This is a genomic window from Achromobacter deleyi (assembly GCF_016127315.1).
Classification (GTDB): Bacteria; Pseudomonadota; Gammaproteobacteria; order Burkholderiales; family Burkholderiaceae_B; genus Achromobacter; species Achromobacter insuavis_A.
Genome location: NZ_CP065997.1, coordinates 2838793 through 2853901 on the forward strand (window position 1 = coordinate 2838793; position 15109 = coordinate 2853901).

A 15109-nucleotide genomic window follows, 5' to 3' on the forward strand; every position below is an offset into this window, starting at 1 on the left:
CTACCAGCCCCAGCAGGTGCCGGTGGCGGGCTTGCCGCAGGCGCGGTAGTTGACGGCGAACCACAGCTTGCCGGCGCCGCGCGGTGTGCCCTGCGGCGTGGCGTCGGTCTTGACGTCATTGCGCGGCAGCTCTTCGAGCGTGTCGCGCGCCGTCTTGGTGGGTGAACCGCTGGGCGCGCCCGCCACCAGCTGGATGCGGCCCAGGCTGGCGGCGGTGCGGTCCTGGAACACGATGTCGGTGTCGGCCAGCGCGGTCATCTTCAGGGAAGCGTTGCGCACGGCGGCGGCATAGCCGTCGTTGGCGCCGGTGGACGCCAGCGCGCCGCTCAGCGTGCTGACCGTCAGGATCTGCGCGGGCGTGGCCGGCGCGGCCATGGCGTACTGGTCCAGGCCGGGCAGCTGGTTGGCGGCCACCTGGCGGCGCAGCCAGTCGCCCCACAGGAATTCGGCGAATTCCGGCAGGCTGCCGTTGCTGTAGGCGATGTCGCGGGTGAAATACACCAGCGAGCGGTAGCGGTCTTCCTGCATGCCGCCGGCTTCCTGCGCGTTGGCGATGCCCAGGCGCTTCGGCAGCTGGTCCACGGTGATGGGCTGGTTCTGGCCGTCGCGCAGCCACGCCTTGCGCTCATCGACCATGCGCTGCCAGAAGGCCGCGGCGGTGCCGGTGTCGCTGTAGTTGGCGTCCACCTTGACCCACACCGGCAGCTTGGGGCCGCCGTCGAAGATCTCGCGCAGCGACGAGAACGTGTGGTGGCCGTCGGTCAGGTACAGGTTGCCGTCCCAGCCTACCACCACCGTCTTCAGGTTGGCGGGGTTGGCGCCGAAAGCGGCGGTGCAGCTGAAGGTCGCCGGCTGGTCCAGGCGCGCGGCCTGCAGCTGGGCGATGGAGGTGAAGGCCTGGGACGTGGTGGCGCCCATGTCCTCGCAGTAGTCGCTGAACTTCTTGCCGACCGTGCGGTTCAGGTAATCCAGCTGCTTGGTCGCGTCGGCGGCCCAGGTGGGGCGGCTGAAGTCGCCCTGCCAGCGGCCCAGCTTGTAGTAGATCTGGTCGTAGCCGATCGCGGCCTGGGTCGGGTGCAGTTCCTCGATGCGGACCTTGATGACGTCGCCCGACTTGGTCGACAGATAAGCCTGGTTGCGGGTGTCGGTCGGCGGCGCCGGATTCTGCACGACGGGGCTGTCGTCATCATCGTCTTTGCTGCCGTTGCAGGCGGCCAGCACCAGCGGCAGCGCGGCCAGCGCCAGGATCCGCAGGGCGGGGCGCCAGCGCGCGGTGAAAGGGCGGGGAAGGTCGGAGTGGGGCATGCGGGACATGAATGAGCGTTTCGGGGTCGGCTGGAGAAGTATCCAATAATGACAGCCACGTGTTTCGTGTTCATTGCACCGTCACGGCAGCTTCATGCGCGGCGTCGTTCAAGGCGTTGCTTGATCGATGCGGGCCCAATGCTAAGATCGCCGCCAATGACCGCGCCACCCCTCCAGACCCCTCTCGCGGCCGAACTGGCCGAACTCGCCCGCACGCTGGGCAATGCCCATCGCCTGGTGCTGCTCGAGCATATCGCGCAGGGCGAGCGCCCGGTCGAACGGCTGGCCGAATTGTCCGGCCTGTCGGTCGCCAACACCTCGCAGCACCTGCAGCAGTTGCGCCGCGCCGGTTTCGTGGCGACCCGGCGCGATGGCAAGCACGTGTACTACCGGCTCGGCACCGCGCCCATCGCCGGGCTGCTCAATGCCCTCGGGGCCGTGGCGCAGCACAACCGCGGCGAGATCCGGCGCCTGGTGGCGGACAGCCAGGATCGCCGCGACGGTCTCGAGGCCATCTCGCGCGACGAACTGCTCAGCCGCCTGGGCGAAGGCAGCATGACGCTGCTGGACGTGCGGCCCGCCGACGAATTCGCGCAGGGCCACCTGCCCGGCGCCATCAACATCCCCGCCGACGAGTTGCTCGAGCGGCTCGGCGAATTGCCGGCCGCGCACGAGATCGTGGCCTATTGCCGCGGCCCGTTCTGCGTGCTGTCTTCCGACGCCGTCACCGCGTTGCGCGCGCACGGCCTGCGCGCCCGGCGGCTCGACGCCGGTTTTCCGGACTGGCGCGCCGAGGGGCTGGCGGTCGAGACGCCCGACCCGCCCGCGCGTTAGCGCGCCGCGACGTCTTGCGCAGAGGGCCGCATTCAAGCCGGCTTCGAGCGCGCCAGCAGCAACGCCAGCGCCAACCCCAGCCACGCCAGGGACAGCGGCCGGGGCGTGTCGAAAGGCAGCCATGAGGTGGCCGCCAACCCCAACCCCAGCAGGCTGTAGTAGGCCAGGCCGAACAAGGCGCCGGCCCGCCCCAGGCAGTGTCCGTAATGCCGCAGCGCCGGTCCCAGCAGATTGGGTATCGTCAGGCCATAGCCCGCGAACACGGGCAACGCCGTGGCCGCCCACAGCCAGCCCGGTTCCGGGCGCCAGGCCATGGCGGCGGCCTGCGCCGCCGTGCCCAGCGCGACGCAACGCAGCCCGTAGCGCACCCGGCGCTCGGCATCCGCGGCGGCGGGCAGCCGGCGGTTGGCGGCTGCGCCCAGGCTGCCGACCAGCGCCACGCCCAGGCCCACCCAGCCGAAACCCAGTCCCGGCAGCGGGCCCGTCATGAACGGGCCGGCGGCATAGAACGAAAACACCAGCAGGTTCAGGCCGGCGACCCGCAGCACCGCCAGGCGCAGCGCGGCGTCGGCCAGCATCTGGCCGGCCAGCGCCGCCAGCGGCACGTGGCCGGTGCGCGCCGGGCGGGTTTCGTGCCAGCGCCAGGCGACCGATCCCAGCAGCAGCGCGATCACGACGGCGAGCGTTGCCAGCACGCCGGCATAGCCATGCCGGTCGGCCAGCAGTTGGCCCGTCAGCGGTCCGACGGCGGGCGACCAGGCCAGCACCGCGCCCAGCGTGACGAAGGTGCGCGTCAGCCGCGGGCCGTCCAGGCAATCGCGCAGCACGGTCTGCGTCACCACCGAGCAGGCCGCCAGGCCCAGCGCCTGGACGAAGCGGCCGCCCAGCAGCCAGCCATAGTGCGGCGCGGCCAGCGCGCACAGCGTGCCCGCCAGCCCGGTGGCCAGGCCGGCCAGCATGGCGGGGCGGCGGCCCCAGGTGTCGGCGAGATGCCCCCACAGCAGCACCCCGACGGCAAAGCCGATGAAGAACACGCCCATGACCGGCTGCGTGGCGGCGGCGTCCAGGCGCCAGTGGCGCGCCAGGTCCGGCAGGGCGGGGGCGAGAATGGTCTCGGCGATCTGCGGCAGGGCCAGCAGCGCGATGACGAGCCAGGGCGGCGGCAGGGCGCCGGGGGTGGTCGGAGAGGAGAGACGGGAAGACATGCGACGGCCGTGATGCGAAAAGCCGCTAGCGTAGGCGCGCGGCGACGCGCAAAATCACGACATCGCGCCATAAAACATCGCCAATCGGACATGCCTATCTATTCGCTCGACACCGTCGAGGATCCGGACCTCGTCGCCTGCCCCGTGGTGGGCATGGCGATCGATACGCGCGCGCACGCGTCCGACTGGCACGCGCATCAACGCGCGCAATTGCTGTATCAGGCGGAAGGCGGGGTGACCTTGTATCTCACCGACCGGGTGGGGCAGCTGGCGCCGCTGCAGGCGGCCTGGCTGCCGGCCGGGTGCGTGCATCGCACGGCCATGCAGGGCACGTTCGCGTACCGCAGCCTGTACTTCGATGTGGCGGCCTATCCGGACCTGCCGCGCGAGCCGCGCATCCTCGATGTCAATCCGCTGCTGCGAGAGATGATCGTGCGCGTGACGCATTGGCCATCCGACCAGCCGCTGGACGGGCCGCGCCAGCGCCTGGTGGGCGCGCTGCTGGACGAACTGGCGGCGGCGCCCGCGGCGCCGCTGCATCTGCCCATGCCGCGCGACCGGCGGCTGGCGCCGATCGCGCGTGAACTGTTGGCGGACCCGGCCTGCGCGCTGTCGATCGACGACTGGGGCCGCCGGGTGGGCGCCAGCGGCCGCACGCTGGCCCGCGCCTTCCTGGCCGAAACCGGCCTGCCGTTCACGCGATGGCGCACGCAATGCCGCCTGCTGATGGCGCGGGCGCGGCTGGCCGAGGGCGCGTCCGTCACGGAGGTGGCGCATGCCGTGGGCTATGCCAGCGACAGCGCCTTCATCGCCATGTACCGGCGCGCCTACGGCGAGCCGCCGGGGCGCCGGCAGCGCCGGCGTTAGAACACGTGGCGGATGCCGACGCCGGCCGCGGTGCTCTTGAGGCCGTCGATGAACGCGTAGTCCTTGCCGTACGAACCATAGGCGTACAGGTTGGTGCGCTTGGACAGGTCGTAGGTGTAGCCCACGCTCCAGACGTTCATGTTGGCGTCGCCGCCGGTCAGGCGGTCATTGGACGGCGAGACGTGCTGCCACGACGTGAACACGCTGCTGGCGCCGCCGATCGGGAAGGTGGCGCCCAGCATGTAGGCATTGGCCTTGAAGCCGTCCACATAACGGTTGGTGCCGAACTCGTCGCTGAAGGGCGTGCCCGCCGGCAGGTCCTGGCCGACGAACCAGCCGTCGGTGGTGCGGCCATAGGCGGCGGCCAGCTTCACCACTTCCAGGTCGTACGACGCGCCGATGGCGTATTGGCGCGGCGTCGCGCCGTGGTCGATCGAGCCGCGGTTGGAGCCGTTGAGCTGGTCGTAGGTCAGGGTGACGTTGACCGGGCCCTCGACGTAGCGCAGGCCGGCGGTGATGCCGCGCGAGTTGTCGTTGGTGCGGAAATGGGTTTCGTCGCTGTTGGTATCGTCGACGTTGAAGGAATAGCCCGCGGCGAACTGGAAGCCGCTCATCGAGGGGCTGCGATACATGATCATGTTGTCCCAGCGCATGGTGTTGGCCGCGCTGAAACCCAGGCCCAGGTTCGATTGGGTGTAGCTGGTGTAGAAGGGATCGATGTCGGCCAGGTAGTTCGAGCCGACGGTGGCCTGGCGGCCGAATTCGATCGTGCCCCAGGCGTCGTTGGCCAGCCCGAGGGTGGCTTGGCGGCCGAACAGGCGGCCGCTCTGGCCGCGGGTGCCGTTGCCCGAATCGAAACCGCTTTCCAGCGTGAACACGGCGCGCAGGCCATCGCCCAGGTCTTCTGATCCGCGCAGGCCCCAGCGGGAGCCGGCCTGGATGCCGTTGATCATGCCGAGCTTGCTGCCGTCATAGCCATTGCCCTTGATCTTGTTGTAGCCAATGCCGGTGTCGATGACACCATAGAGAGTGACTGACGTTTCTGCCTGAGCGACGCCTGCAAAAGTGGTCAACATTGCGGCTGCGAGCAGCGTCTTTTTCATCCGTGGAACTCCTGTAGTGAAGTGGGAAAAAAACAAAGGGAACAGCAGCCAGGCATGATGCCGATTGCGGTTCCCGAACGGCATTGTAGGTCAAAAAGTCCTATTTCCTGACAAAAAGCGTGGATTTCTGGCTATTTTGGTCGATCGGTGGACGGAATTGGAGGGTTTGCCGGAACCGGCCGCGCGGGTATCCGACACGGCTTGGCCGCCTCGATCAGGAGGGGGGCGGACATGCAAAAAAGCGCCGCCAGGGGATGCCCTGGCGGCGCCTCGGAGGCGATGCGCCGACCGTGCCGGCGCGGCCCGATCGCGGCTTAGAACAGGTGACGCACGCCGACGCCGCCCGCGGTGCTCTTCAGGCCTTCAACCAGCGCATAGTTCTTGCCATACGAACCATAGGCGTACACGCTGGTGCGCTTGGACAGGTCGTAGGTGTAGCCCACGCTCCAGACGTTCATCTTAGGATCGTCGCCGTCCGCGGAGGCCAGATGCTGCCACGAACCGAACAGATTGCTGGCGCCGCCCAGCGGCAGCGTGGCGCCCAGCATGTAGGAGTTGGCCTTGAAGCCCTCGCCGATAAACTCGTATGAGCCAAAGGTGTCGTTCTGGCCAACGCTGCCGACTGGCAATTCCTGGGCGACAAACCAGCCGTCGGTGGTGCGGGCATAGGCTGCGGCGAGCTTGACGACTTCCAGGTCGTACGAAACGGCCAGCGCATATTGACGCGGCGTGATGCCGCGGTCGAGATCGATGGGGTGGCGCGGATCATCAGTGGTCTTGGCCTGGTTGGAGCTGTTGAGCTGGTCGTAAGTCATCGACACGTTCAACGGACCATTCACGTAGCGCAGGCCGGCGGTGATGCCGCGCGCGTTGTCGGCGGTGCGGAAGCCGCTCTGGTTCTTGTCGGTGCTGTCGACGTTGAAGGAATAGCCCAGGGCGAACTGGAAGCCGTCGGTCCAGGGGCTGCGGTACATGATCATGTTGTCCCAGCGCATGGTGTTGGCCGCGCTGAAGGTCGTACCGATGTTGGCCTGGGTGAAGCTGGTGTAGAAGGGGTCGATTTCCGCCAGGAAGGTGCCGCCGACGGTGGTCTGGCGACCGAATTCCACCGAACCCCAGGCGTCGTTGGCCAGGCCGACGGTGGCCTGGCGGTTGAACAGGCGGTTTTGCTGCGAGGTGCCGTCGCCCGAATCGAAGCCGCTTTCGACCGTGAACATGGCGCGCAGGCCATCGCCCAGGTCTTCGGAGCCCTTCAGGCCCCAGCGCGAGCCGGCCTGCACGCCGTTGATCATGCCGATCCTGCTGCCGCCGAAGTTCACGTCCTTGCTCGTGCCCGTGGTGGGGTTGATGACGGAATCGGTGGTGTCGGATACCTTGTTGTAGCCGATGCCGGTGTCGATCACGCCGTAGAGCGTGACCGAGGTTTCCGCCTGGGCGACGCCGGCGAAAGTGGTCAGGATGGCGGCTGCGAGCAGCGTCTTTTTCATCGGAAGAACTCCTAGAGAGGTAAAGGGCGGAAGAACGGAACCGCGGGCCGGAAGGCCGGCCGGGCTCCGGTTGCCCGTGTCGATTGCACCGGGCCATTCTCCGGTAAGTTCGGCGAAGGGCTGGCTATCCTGCTTTCTTCTAGGACAGATCTGAGACGAGTTCGCCACGCTGGCGCGCGCGGGCGTGGGAATGGGCCGCGCGACCTCGCCGGCGTCGCCTGTTCAGGGCGTGCCGGGAAGTCCGGGCGAGAGGGGGGGGGAGGCGATCCGGCGGGCGTGCCGGATCGTGGGGCTCAGCGGCGGGCGCGCAGCCGGCGTTCTTCGCGCACCACGATGCCGGCGCCGAGGATGATCATCGCGGCCAGGGCGTACCAGGTGATGGCGTAGACCAGGTGATTGTTGGGGAAGGTCAGCGTGGTCAGGCCGCCGACGGGCGCCTGCGTCGGATCGCGGCCGGCGCCGGGAGCGGCGTCGGCGTCGATGAAATAGGGCGCCACGTCGCCCAGGCCGCGCGCCTGGGCGATGGCCGGCAGGTCGCGCGAATACCAGAGATTGGCGGCTGGATCGTTGTTGCGCAGGAAGCCGTTGCCCGGCTCGCCCATGCGCAGCAGGCCGTCGACCTTGACCGGGCCGGTGTCGGCTTCGGCCGGGGCGCCGGCAGCCTGGCGCTTGCGCCATTCGGGCAGCACGAAGCCGCGGTTGACCAGCACCGTGCCGGCGCCGTCCGCCAGTTGCAGCGGCGTCATGACCCAGTAGCCGCTGCCCAGTTCGGTGGCGGCCTGCACCAGCGTCTGCTTGTCATATTGGTAGGCGCCGCTGGCCGACACGCGGCGGTATTCGGCGTTGTCGGACGTCAGTCCCGGCCAGTCGGCGCGCGCGGGGGCGGGCGTGGCGGGCGCGTGGGCCCGCTTGTCCACCTGCGCGATCAGGTTCTGCTTCCAGGCCAGGCGGTGCACCTGCCAGGTGCCGAGGGCGCACAGGCCCGCGAACAGCGCGACCGCAACCACGCCCAGGACGGCCAGGGTGGTTGCGCTGCGGGGATTGCGGGGGGTGTCGCCGGAATGCGTAGAGTCTTTTGTTGCCGCCATCACGTCAGGGCATATTCCGCATGTCGTGGATCGACATGGGCATCATGTTGGAGTTCAGGTGATACATGATCCAGATGGATCCGCTGAGCGTAATCACGACCAGCACCAGCGTGAATATTAACGCCAACATGTTCCAGCCGCTTTCGGACTTGGCGTCCATGTGCAGGAAATAGATGATGTGCACCACGATCTGGACCGCCGCGAACGCCAGGATGATCAGCGCCGTGGTGCGCGAGCTTTCGAACACGCGGTCCATCACCAGCCAGAACGGGATCGCGGTCAGGATGGCGGCCAGGATGAAGCCGGTGACGTAGCTTTTCAGGGTGCCATGGGCGGCGCCGTCGTCATCGTCGTGGTGATCGTGGCCGTGGCCGGCATGGGCGTTCATGGCAGCACTCCCATCAGGTAGACAAAGGTGAACACGCCGACCCAGATCAGGTCCAGGAAGTGCCAGAACATCGACAGGCACATCAGCCGGCGGCGGTTTTCGGGGATCAGGCCGTGCATGCGCACCTGCACCATCATCGTCACCAGCCAGACGATGCCGAACGTGACGTGCAGCCCGTGCGTGCCCACCAGCGTGAAGAACGACGACAGGAAGGCGCTGCGCTGCGGCCCGGCGCCGATGTGGATCAGGTGCGCGAACTCATACAGCTCCAGTGACAGGAAGCCCAGCCCCAGCAGGCCGGTGACCGCCAGCCAGCCCTGCGTGGCGCCGACCCGGTTGCGCCGCATCTCCAGCATGGCGAAGCCGTAGGTGATGGACGACAGCAGCAGCAGCGAGGTGTTGACCGCCACCAGCGGCAGGTCGAACAGGTCGGCGCCGGACGGGCCCGCGGCGTAGTTGCGCCCGAGCACGCCGTAGGTGGCGAACAGGCAGGCGAAGATGAGGCAGTCGCTCATCAGGTAGACCCAGAAGCCCAGCAGCGTGCCGTTCTTCGGGTGGTGTTCGCCGGCTACGTGGAACACGGGCTCCGGGGGCGGCGTGGCGCCGCCGGGCAGGGTGGGGGCCAGGGTATCAGACATGTTTCGCCAACAGTTGGGTGCGGGCGTCCTCCGTGCGCACGACCTCGTCGGCCGGCACGTAGTACTCGCGCTTGTAGTTGAAGGTATGGACGATGGACACGATGACCAGCGCGGCGAGCGACAGCATGGCCAGCGGCCACATGTGCCAGATCAGCGCGAAGCCCATCACCACGCTGATGGCCGCCAGCACGATGCCGGCCCAGGTGTTCCTGGGCATGTGGATGGGGATGAAGCCATCCTGCGGGCGCTGGTAGCCGTGCTGTTTCATCTGCCACCATGCGTCCTGGTCATGCACCCGCGGCGTGAAGGCGAAGTTGTAGTTGGGCGGCGGCGAGGACGTCGACCATTCCAGCGTGCGGCCATCCCACGGATCGCCGCTGTCGTCGCGCAGCGACTCGCGGCGGCGGTAGCTGACCACCAGCTGGATCAGGAAGCAGGCGATGCCGATGGCGATCAGGAAGGCGCCGAACGCGGCCACCTGGAACCAGATCTGCAGCGACATGTCCTCGAAGTGGTTGACGCGGCGCGTCACGCCCATCAGGCCCAGCACGTACAGCGGCATGAAGGCGAAGTAGAAGCCCACCAGCCAGAACCAGAACGAGCACTTGCCCCAGAACGGATCGAGCTTGTAGCCGAAGGCCTTGGGGAACCAGTAGGTGATGCCGGCCATCAGGCCGAACAGCACGCCGCCGATGATGACGTTGTGGAAGTGGGCGATCAGGAACAGGCTGTTGTGCAGCGCGAAGTCGGCCGGCGGCACCGCCAGCAGCACGCCGGTCATGCCGCCGATCACGAAGGTGACCATGAAGCCCATGGTCCACAGCATCGGCACCTCGAAGCGGATGCGGCCGCGGTACATGGTGAACAGCCAGTTGAAGATCTTGGCCCCGGTCGGGATCGAGATGATCATAGTGGTGATCCCGAAGAACGAGTTCACGCTGGCCCCCGACCCCATGGTGAAGAAGTGGTGCAGCCACACCAGGTACGACAGCACCGTGATCACGACCGTGGCGTAGACCATCGACGCGTAGCCGAACAGGCGCTTGCGGCAGAAGGTGGCGACCACTTCCGAGAAGATGCCGAAGGCCGGCAGGATCAGGATGTAGACCTCGGGGTGGCCCCAGATCCAGATCAGGTTCACGTACATCATGGCGTTGCCGCCGAAGTCGGCCGTGAAGAAGTTGGTGCCGACGTAGCGGTCCATCGACAGCAGCGCCAGCACGGCCGTCAGCACCGGGAACGCGGCCACGATCAGCACGTTGGTGCACAGCGCGGTCCAGGTGAAGATCGGCATGCGCATCAGCGACATGCCGGGCGCGCGCATCTTGACGATGGTGACCAGCAGGTTCACGCCGGACAGCAATGTGCCGACCCCCGCGATCTGCAAGGCCCATATGTAGTAGTCGACCCCCACGTCCGGACTCTGCGCGATGCCCGATAAAGGCGGATACGCCAGCCAGCCGGTGCGGGCGAATTCGCCCACGAACAGCGACATCATGACCAGCACCACGCCGCCGGTGGTCATCCAGAAGCTGAAGTTGTTCAGGAACGGGAAGGCCACGTCGCGCGCGCCGATCTGCAGCGGCACCACGTAGTTCATCAGCCCCGTGACCAGCGGCATGGCCACGAAGAAGATCATGATGACGCCGTGCGCCGTGAAGATCTGGTCGTAGTGGTGCGGCGGCAGGTAGCCGGTGGAATCGCCGAAGGCCACGGCCTGCTGCAGCCGCATCATGATGGCGTCGGCGAAGCCCCGCAGCAGCATCACCAGCCCCAGGATCATGTACATGATGCCGATCTTCTTGTGGTCGATGCTGGTGAACCACTCGTGCCACAGGTAGCCCCACTTGCGGTAGTAGGTGATGGCGCCCAGCACCACGATGCCGCCGATCGCCACCATGGCGAAAGTCGCCAGCAGGATCGGCTCGTGCAAGGGGATGGCGTCCCAGGTCAGGCGACCGAAGATCAGCTTGGTGAGGTCTGGTTGATCAGTCATCTCGGTTTCCAGGGCTCGGTTTCCAGGGGGAATACCTTGATTTCACGCGATGCGCCGCGGCGGCGACGACGCCGCTACAGCGCCAGTTCCGCCGCCGAGGTGCACATGGCGCCGACATACTTGCGCGGCGGGGCATCGGCCAGGCCCAGGCGCTCGCGCGTGGCCGCGTCCAGGCTGGCGATGTTGCGCGCGCCCGGGATGCCCATGCCGCCGCCGGCGTCGATCGCCATGGCGTCCTTCATGCACATGCGGTTCGGTTCCACGCAGCGGTTGACGATGGCATCGAACAGGCCGGGCGCGACGCTGGCGTAGCGCTGCACCGGGTTGCGTTCGCTGGGCTGCTCCAGCTTCAGGTAGGTGTCGCGGCCGAGCGTGGCGCCGGAGGCGCGGGCGTCGGCGATCCACTTGTCGAAGCCCTGCGGGTCCAGGCCGTGGAAGCGAAAGCGCATGCCGGAAAAGCCCGCGCCGCTGTAGTTGGCCGACAGGCCCTCGTATTCGCCGGGGTGGTTGATGACCGCGTGCAGCGTGGTCTGCATGCCCGGCATGGCGTAGATCTGGCCGGCCAGCGCCGGGATGAAGAACGAGTTCATCACCGTCGACGAGGTGATCTTGAACTGGATCGGGCGGTCGACCGGCGCGGCCAGTTCATTGACCGCCGCCACGCCCTGTTCGGGATAGAGGAACAGCCACTTCCAGTCGAGCGCCACCACTTCGACCACCAGCGGCTTGGTGCCGGGCGGCACCTCGCGGCCTTCGGACAGGCGCGCCAGCGGGCGGTAGGGATCGAGCTGGTGGGTGCTGACCCAGGTGAGCGCGCCGAGCGCGATGATGATCAGCAGCGGCGCGGCCCAGATCAACAGCTCCAGCATGGTGGAGTGGTTCCAGTCGGGGTCGTAGTGCGCGTCGCGGTTGCTGGCGCGATAGCGCCACGCGAACAGGAAGGTCAGGAAGATCACCGGCACGATGATGAGCAGCATCAGGCCGGTCGAGATGATGATCAGGTTGCGCTGCTGCACCGCGATGTCGCCTGATGGTGAGAGCAACACCGCATTGCATCCGGAGAGCAATGGCAGGGCGGCTAACAGCAACAATCCGCGGAACCTTGGGAAAGACGGCATGGCCATACCCCGAAACGTAACCGTGGGAGGTAAACGCAACACTACGCTGGAAGCCGCGAAAAATCTAGGGTAAAAAGAGCAAAAGTATGCACGGGAAGGCGTGCGGGGCGGGACCGGGCGTGATCGCGCCGCGGTCCGCGAGGCCTTGCCGCATGTGCGTACTAGTGTGTTGCAAAAGCGTAGGCAAGGCGTTTTCCAAAACCTCCTTTCAGCGAGCACTCACATGGCGACCACCACGCAGTATCCCGGTCATGCCTCTGCCTTGCCCAGTCCGGGCGCGACAGGGGGCGCGGCCAGCCACGCCAAGGTGGCGCCGGGCGAAATCGCCGTGGGGGTCGTCATCGGACGCGCCTCCGAATACTTCGACTTCTTCGTTTTCGGCATCGCCTGCGTGCTGGTGTTTCCACGGGTGTTCTTCCCGTTCGAGGCGCAGCTGGAAGGCACGCTGTGGGCCTTCGTCATCTTCTCGTTCGCGTTCATCGCGCGGCCGATCGGCACCGCGCTGTCGATGGCGATCCAGCGGCGCTGGGGGCGCGGCACCAAGCTCACGATCGCGCTGTTCCTGCTCGGCACCGCGACGGTCGGCATGGCCTTTCTGCCCGGCTACAACGTCATCGGTTCGCACGCCATCGTGCTGCTGGCGGTGTTCCGCTGCCTGCAGGGGCTGGCCTTCGGCGGCTCGTGGGACGGCCTGCCGTCGCTGCTGGCGCTGAACGCGCCGCCCAAGCGCCGCGGCTGGTACGCGATGCTGGGCCAGCTGGGCGCGCCCATCGGCTTCATGATCGCCAGCGCGCTGTTCCTGTTCCTGCACCTGACGCTGACCGAGGCCGACTTCCTCGACTGGGGCTGGCGCTATCCGTTCTTCGTCGCCTTCGCCATCAACGTGGTGGCGCTGTTCGCGCGGCTGCGGCTGGTGCTGACCGAGGAATACACGCAGCTGCTCGAAGAGGGCGAGCTCGAACCCATCGGCACCGGCCAGATGGTGCGCGAGCAGGGCTACAACCTTTTCCTGGGCGCGTTCGCGGCGCTGGCCAGCTATGCGCTGTTCCACCTGGTGACGGTGTTCCCGCTGTCGTGGATCGCGGTCAGCGCCACGCAGCAGATCTCCGATGTGCTGATCGTGCAGATCATCGGCGCGGGCGTGGGCATCCTGGGCACCATCGCTTCGGGCTGGATCGCCGATCGCATCGGCCGGCGCACCACGCTGGGCCTGCTGGCCGCGCTGATCGGCGTGTTCGCGCTGTTCACGCCGTGGCTGCTGGGCGGCAGCCCCAAGGCGCAGGACGCCTTCATCCTGATCGGCTTCGCGCTGCTGGGGCTGTCGTACGGCCAGGCGTCCGGCACGGTGACGGCCAACTTCACCAAGCGTTTCCGCTACACCGGCGCGGCGCTCACCACCGACATGGCCTGGCTGATCGGCGCGGCTTTCGCGCCGCTGGTGGCGCTGGGCCTGTCGGCGCGCTTCGGGCTGGTGGCGGTCAGCATCTACCTGCTGTCCGGCACCGCCTGCACGCTGCTGGCCCTGCGCATCAACAAGGCGCTGGAAACGCGTGACTGACGGGAACAGGGCGCCAGTACGCGGCAGCGACGCGGGGACTTCATTCTATTGGGTGCGCGCCCTGGCGCTGGGCGCGTTGCTGATCGCCATTGCCATGTACCGGCCGCTGGATCCGCTGGTCATCCCGGCCTGGTATCGCGCCGCGGGCGACGCGTTCTTCGTCATCGTATGCATGCTGGCCGCGGCGCTGGGCCGGGGCGCGGGCTTTCGCGACATCGGGTCGCGCGGCTTCGTGTCCGCATTCCTGCTCTACAGCCCGGCCTGGCTGCAAGGCGGTACGCCGCCCGCGGCCGCGCCGTGGTTGCCGGACCTGCTGGTCGGCCTGTTGCTGGCGTGGCCGCTGCTGTGGCTGTGCGAGGCGCTGTGGTGGCGGCGCGGAACGCGCGCCGCCTGAACGCGCGACGTCTGAATGCGCGACGCCGCGCCCGGGGCGCTGCATGCGTGGCGCGGACAGGCCCGTCCGGGCTGTCCGCCCGCACTGTCCGCCCGTACTGCGCGGGTCAGCGCACCGGCCAGCCGTACATCTGGCCGCCGTCGCGCCATTGCGCGTTCAGGCCGCGCGGCAGCTTCATCGCGCTGGCCATCCCCAGGTTGCGCTCAAAGCTCTCGCCGTAGTTGCCGACCTGCTTGACGATGCTGTAGGCCCACTTGTCGTCCACCCCCAGGTTCTTGCCCATGCCCGGCGTTACGCCGAGGATGCGCTGCACGTTGGGGTTGTTGCTTTTCAGCTGGCTGTCGACGTTGGCCGAGGTGACGCCGAATTCCTCTGCTTCGAGCATGGCGTTGAGCGTCCAGCGCACCACGTTGAACCAGTTGTCGTCGCCCTGGCGCACCATCGGGCCGAGCGGGCTCTTGGCGATGTTCTCGTCCAGGATCAGGTAATTGTCCGGCTGCTCCAGCGTGGTGCGCGAGGCCGCCAGCTGCGATTTGTCGGAGGTGAAGGCGTCGCAGCGGCCGGCCGCGAAGGCGCGCACGATCTCGTCGTACTTGTCGATCACCACCGGCTTGAACTTCAGGCCGTTGGCGCGGAACCAGTCGGCCAGGTCGAGCTCGGTGACGGTGCCGGGCTGCACGCAGATGGTGGCGCCGTCCAGTTCCCTGAGCTTCTTGACGCCGAGCTTGGCCGACACCATCACGCCCTGGCTGTCGTAATAGTTCACGCCAGTGCTGATCAGGCCCAGCGTGGTGTCGCGCGCCATCGTCGGAGTGACGTTGCGCGTCAGCACATCGACCTCGCCCGATTGCAGCGCGGTGAAGCGCGCCTGCGTGGTCAACGGCGTCAGGCGGAATTTGCTGGCGTCGTTGAAGACGGTGGCGGCGATGGCTCGGCACATGTCCACGTCCAGCCCCTGCCAGTTGCCCTTGCTGTCCGGCGAGGAAAAGCCCTGGATGCCGGTGGACACGCCGCACTGCACGTAGCCCCGCTTCTTGACGGTGTCGAGGGTGGGGCCGGCGTGGGCCAGGCTGGTGACGGTGGCCAGCGCCAGGGCGCCGGCCGTGGTTCGGAATATCGGCATTGCGT

Annotated in this window: 14 protein-coding genes; 4 read left to right on the plus strand and 10 right to left on the minus strand. The window is 67.6% G+C overall.

The window, feature by feature from the left end:
• The gene (locus I6I07_RS12705; protein ID WP_198486916.1) at positions 1-1314 is read right to left on the minus strand and encodes a ParB/Srx family N-terminal domain-containing protein; all 1314 of its coding nucleotides are present in this window, start codon (positions 1312-1314) and stop codon (positions 1-3) included.
• Between the two features lie 147 nt (positions 1315-1461).
• Here I6I07_RS12705 and I6I07_RS12710 point away from each other — a divergent pair, with 147 nt between their 5' ends.
• Positions 1462-2139, plus strand: coding sequence for an ArsR/SmtB family transcription factor (locus tag I6I07_RS12710; RefSeq protein ID WP_198486917.1), 678 nt, complete (start codon positions 1462-1464; stop codon positions 2137-2139).
• A 32-nt stretch (positions 2140-2171) separates the two neighbouring features.
• Here I6I07_RS12710 and I6I07_RS12715 read toward each other — a convergent pair whose 3' ends face one another.
• Positions 2172-3344 (minus strand): multidrug effflux MFS transporter, encoded by a 1173-nt coding sequence (locus tag I6I07_RS12715; RefSeq protein ID WP_198486918.1) that lies wholly within the window; start codon positions 3342-3344, stop codon positions 2172-2174.
• 90 nt (positions 3345-3434) lie between these two features.
• Here I6I07_RS12715 and I6I07_RS12720 point away from each other — a divergent pair, with 90 nt between their 5' ends.
• Positions 3435-4211: an AraC family transcriptional regulator gene (locus I6I07_RS12720; protein WP_198486919.1), complete on the plus strand. Its 777-nt coding sequence runs from the start codon at positions 3435-3437 to the stop codon at positions 4209-4211.
• Here the strand turns inward: I6I07_RS12720 and I6I07_RS12725 are convergent.
• The 7 genes from I6I07_RS12725 to cyoA form a co-directional block, all read right to left on the minus strand.
• Entirely contained in the window at positions 4208-5314 is a 1107-nt protein-coding gene (locus I6I07_RS12725) for a porin (protein WP_198486920.1), read from the minus strand. The two genes, I6I07_RS12720 and I6I07_RS12725, sit on opposite strands and share 4 nt — an antisense overlap.
• A 314-nt stretch (positions 5315-5628) precedes the next feature.
• Positions 5629-6801 carry a porin gene (locus I6I07_RS12730; RefSeq protein ID WP_198486921.1) on the minus strand — a complete coding sequence of 391 codons (1173 nt, stop codon included), beginning with the start codon at positions 6799-6801 and terminating at the stop codon, positions 5629-5631.
• Positions 6802-7094: 293 nt separating this feature from the next.
• Positions 7095-7889 carry an SURF1 family protein gene (locus I6I07_RS12735; RefSeq protein WP_198486922.1) on the minus strand — a complete coding sequence of 265 codons (795 nt, stop codon included), beginning with the start codon at positions 7887-7889 and terminating at the stop codon, positions 7095-7097.
• 4 nt (positions 7890-7893) lie between these two features.
• Positions 7894-8277, minus strand: coding sequence for a cytochrome o ubiquinol oxidase subunit IV (cyoD, locus tag I6I07_RS12740; protein WP_198486923.1), 384 nt, complete (start codon positions 8275-8277; stop codon positions 7894-7896).
• Positions 8274-8915 (minus strand): cytochrome o ubiquinol oxidase subunit III, encoded by a 642-nt coding sequence (gene cyoC / locus I6I07_RS12745; RefSeq protein ID WP_054428714.1) that lies wholly within the window; start codon positions 8913-8915, stop codon positions 8274-8276. The genes cyoD and cyoC overlap by 4 nt, the downstream gene beginning before the upstream one ends.
• Complete coding sequence (gene cyoB, locus I6I07_RS12750; RefSeq protein WP_198486924.1) at positions 8908-10911, minus strand: cytochrome o ubiquinol oxidase subunit I; 2004 nt, start codon at positions 10909-10911, stop codon at positions 8908-8910. The genes cyoC and cyoB overlap by 8 nt, the downstream gene beginning before the upstream one ends.
• Before the next feature lie 74 nt (positions 10912-10985).
• Positions 10986-12029 carry a ubiquinol oxidase subunit II gene (cyoA, locus tag I6I07_RS12755; RefSeq protein WP_054429238.1) on the minus strand — a complete coding sequence of 348 codons (1044 nt, stop codon included), beginning with the start codon at positions 12027-12029 and terminating at the stop codon, positions 10986-10988.
• Between the two features lie 223 nt (positions 12030-12252).
• On the opposite strand from cyoA, the gene I6I07_RS12760 reads away from it, so the two are divergent.
• A complete protein-coding gene (locus I6I07_RS12760) occupies positions 12253-13587 on the plus strand; it encodes an MFS transporter (RefSeq protein ID WP_061073484.1) in 1335 nt (444 codons plus the stop codon).
• Positions 13580-13981, plus strand: a complete 402-nt coding sequence (locus I6I07_RS12765) for a hypothetical protein (protein ID WP_198486925.1) — start codon at positions 13580-13582, stop codon at positions 13979-13981. Before I6I07_RS12760 ends, I6I07_RS12765 begins: the two co-directional genes overlap by 8 nt.
• A 106-nt stretch (positions 13982-14087) precedes the next feature.
• On the opposite strand, the gene I6I07_RS12770 is transcribed toward I6I07_RS12765, so the two are convergent.
• On the minus strand, positions 14088-15104 hold the full coding sequence (locus I6I07_RS12770) for an amino acid ABC transporter substrate-binding protein (RefSeq protein ID WP_198486926.1): 1017 nt from the start codon (positions 15102-15104) through the stop codon (positions 14088-14090).
• Between the last annotated feature and the right edge of the window lie 5 nt (positions 15105-15109).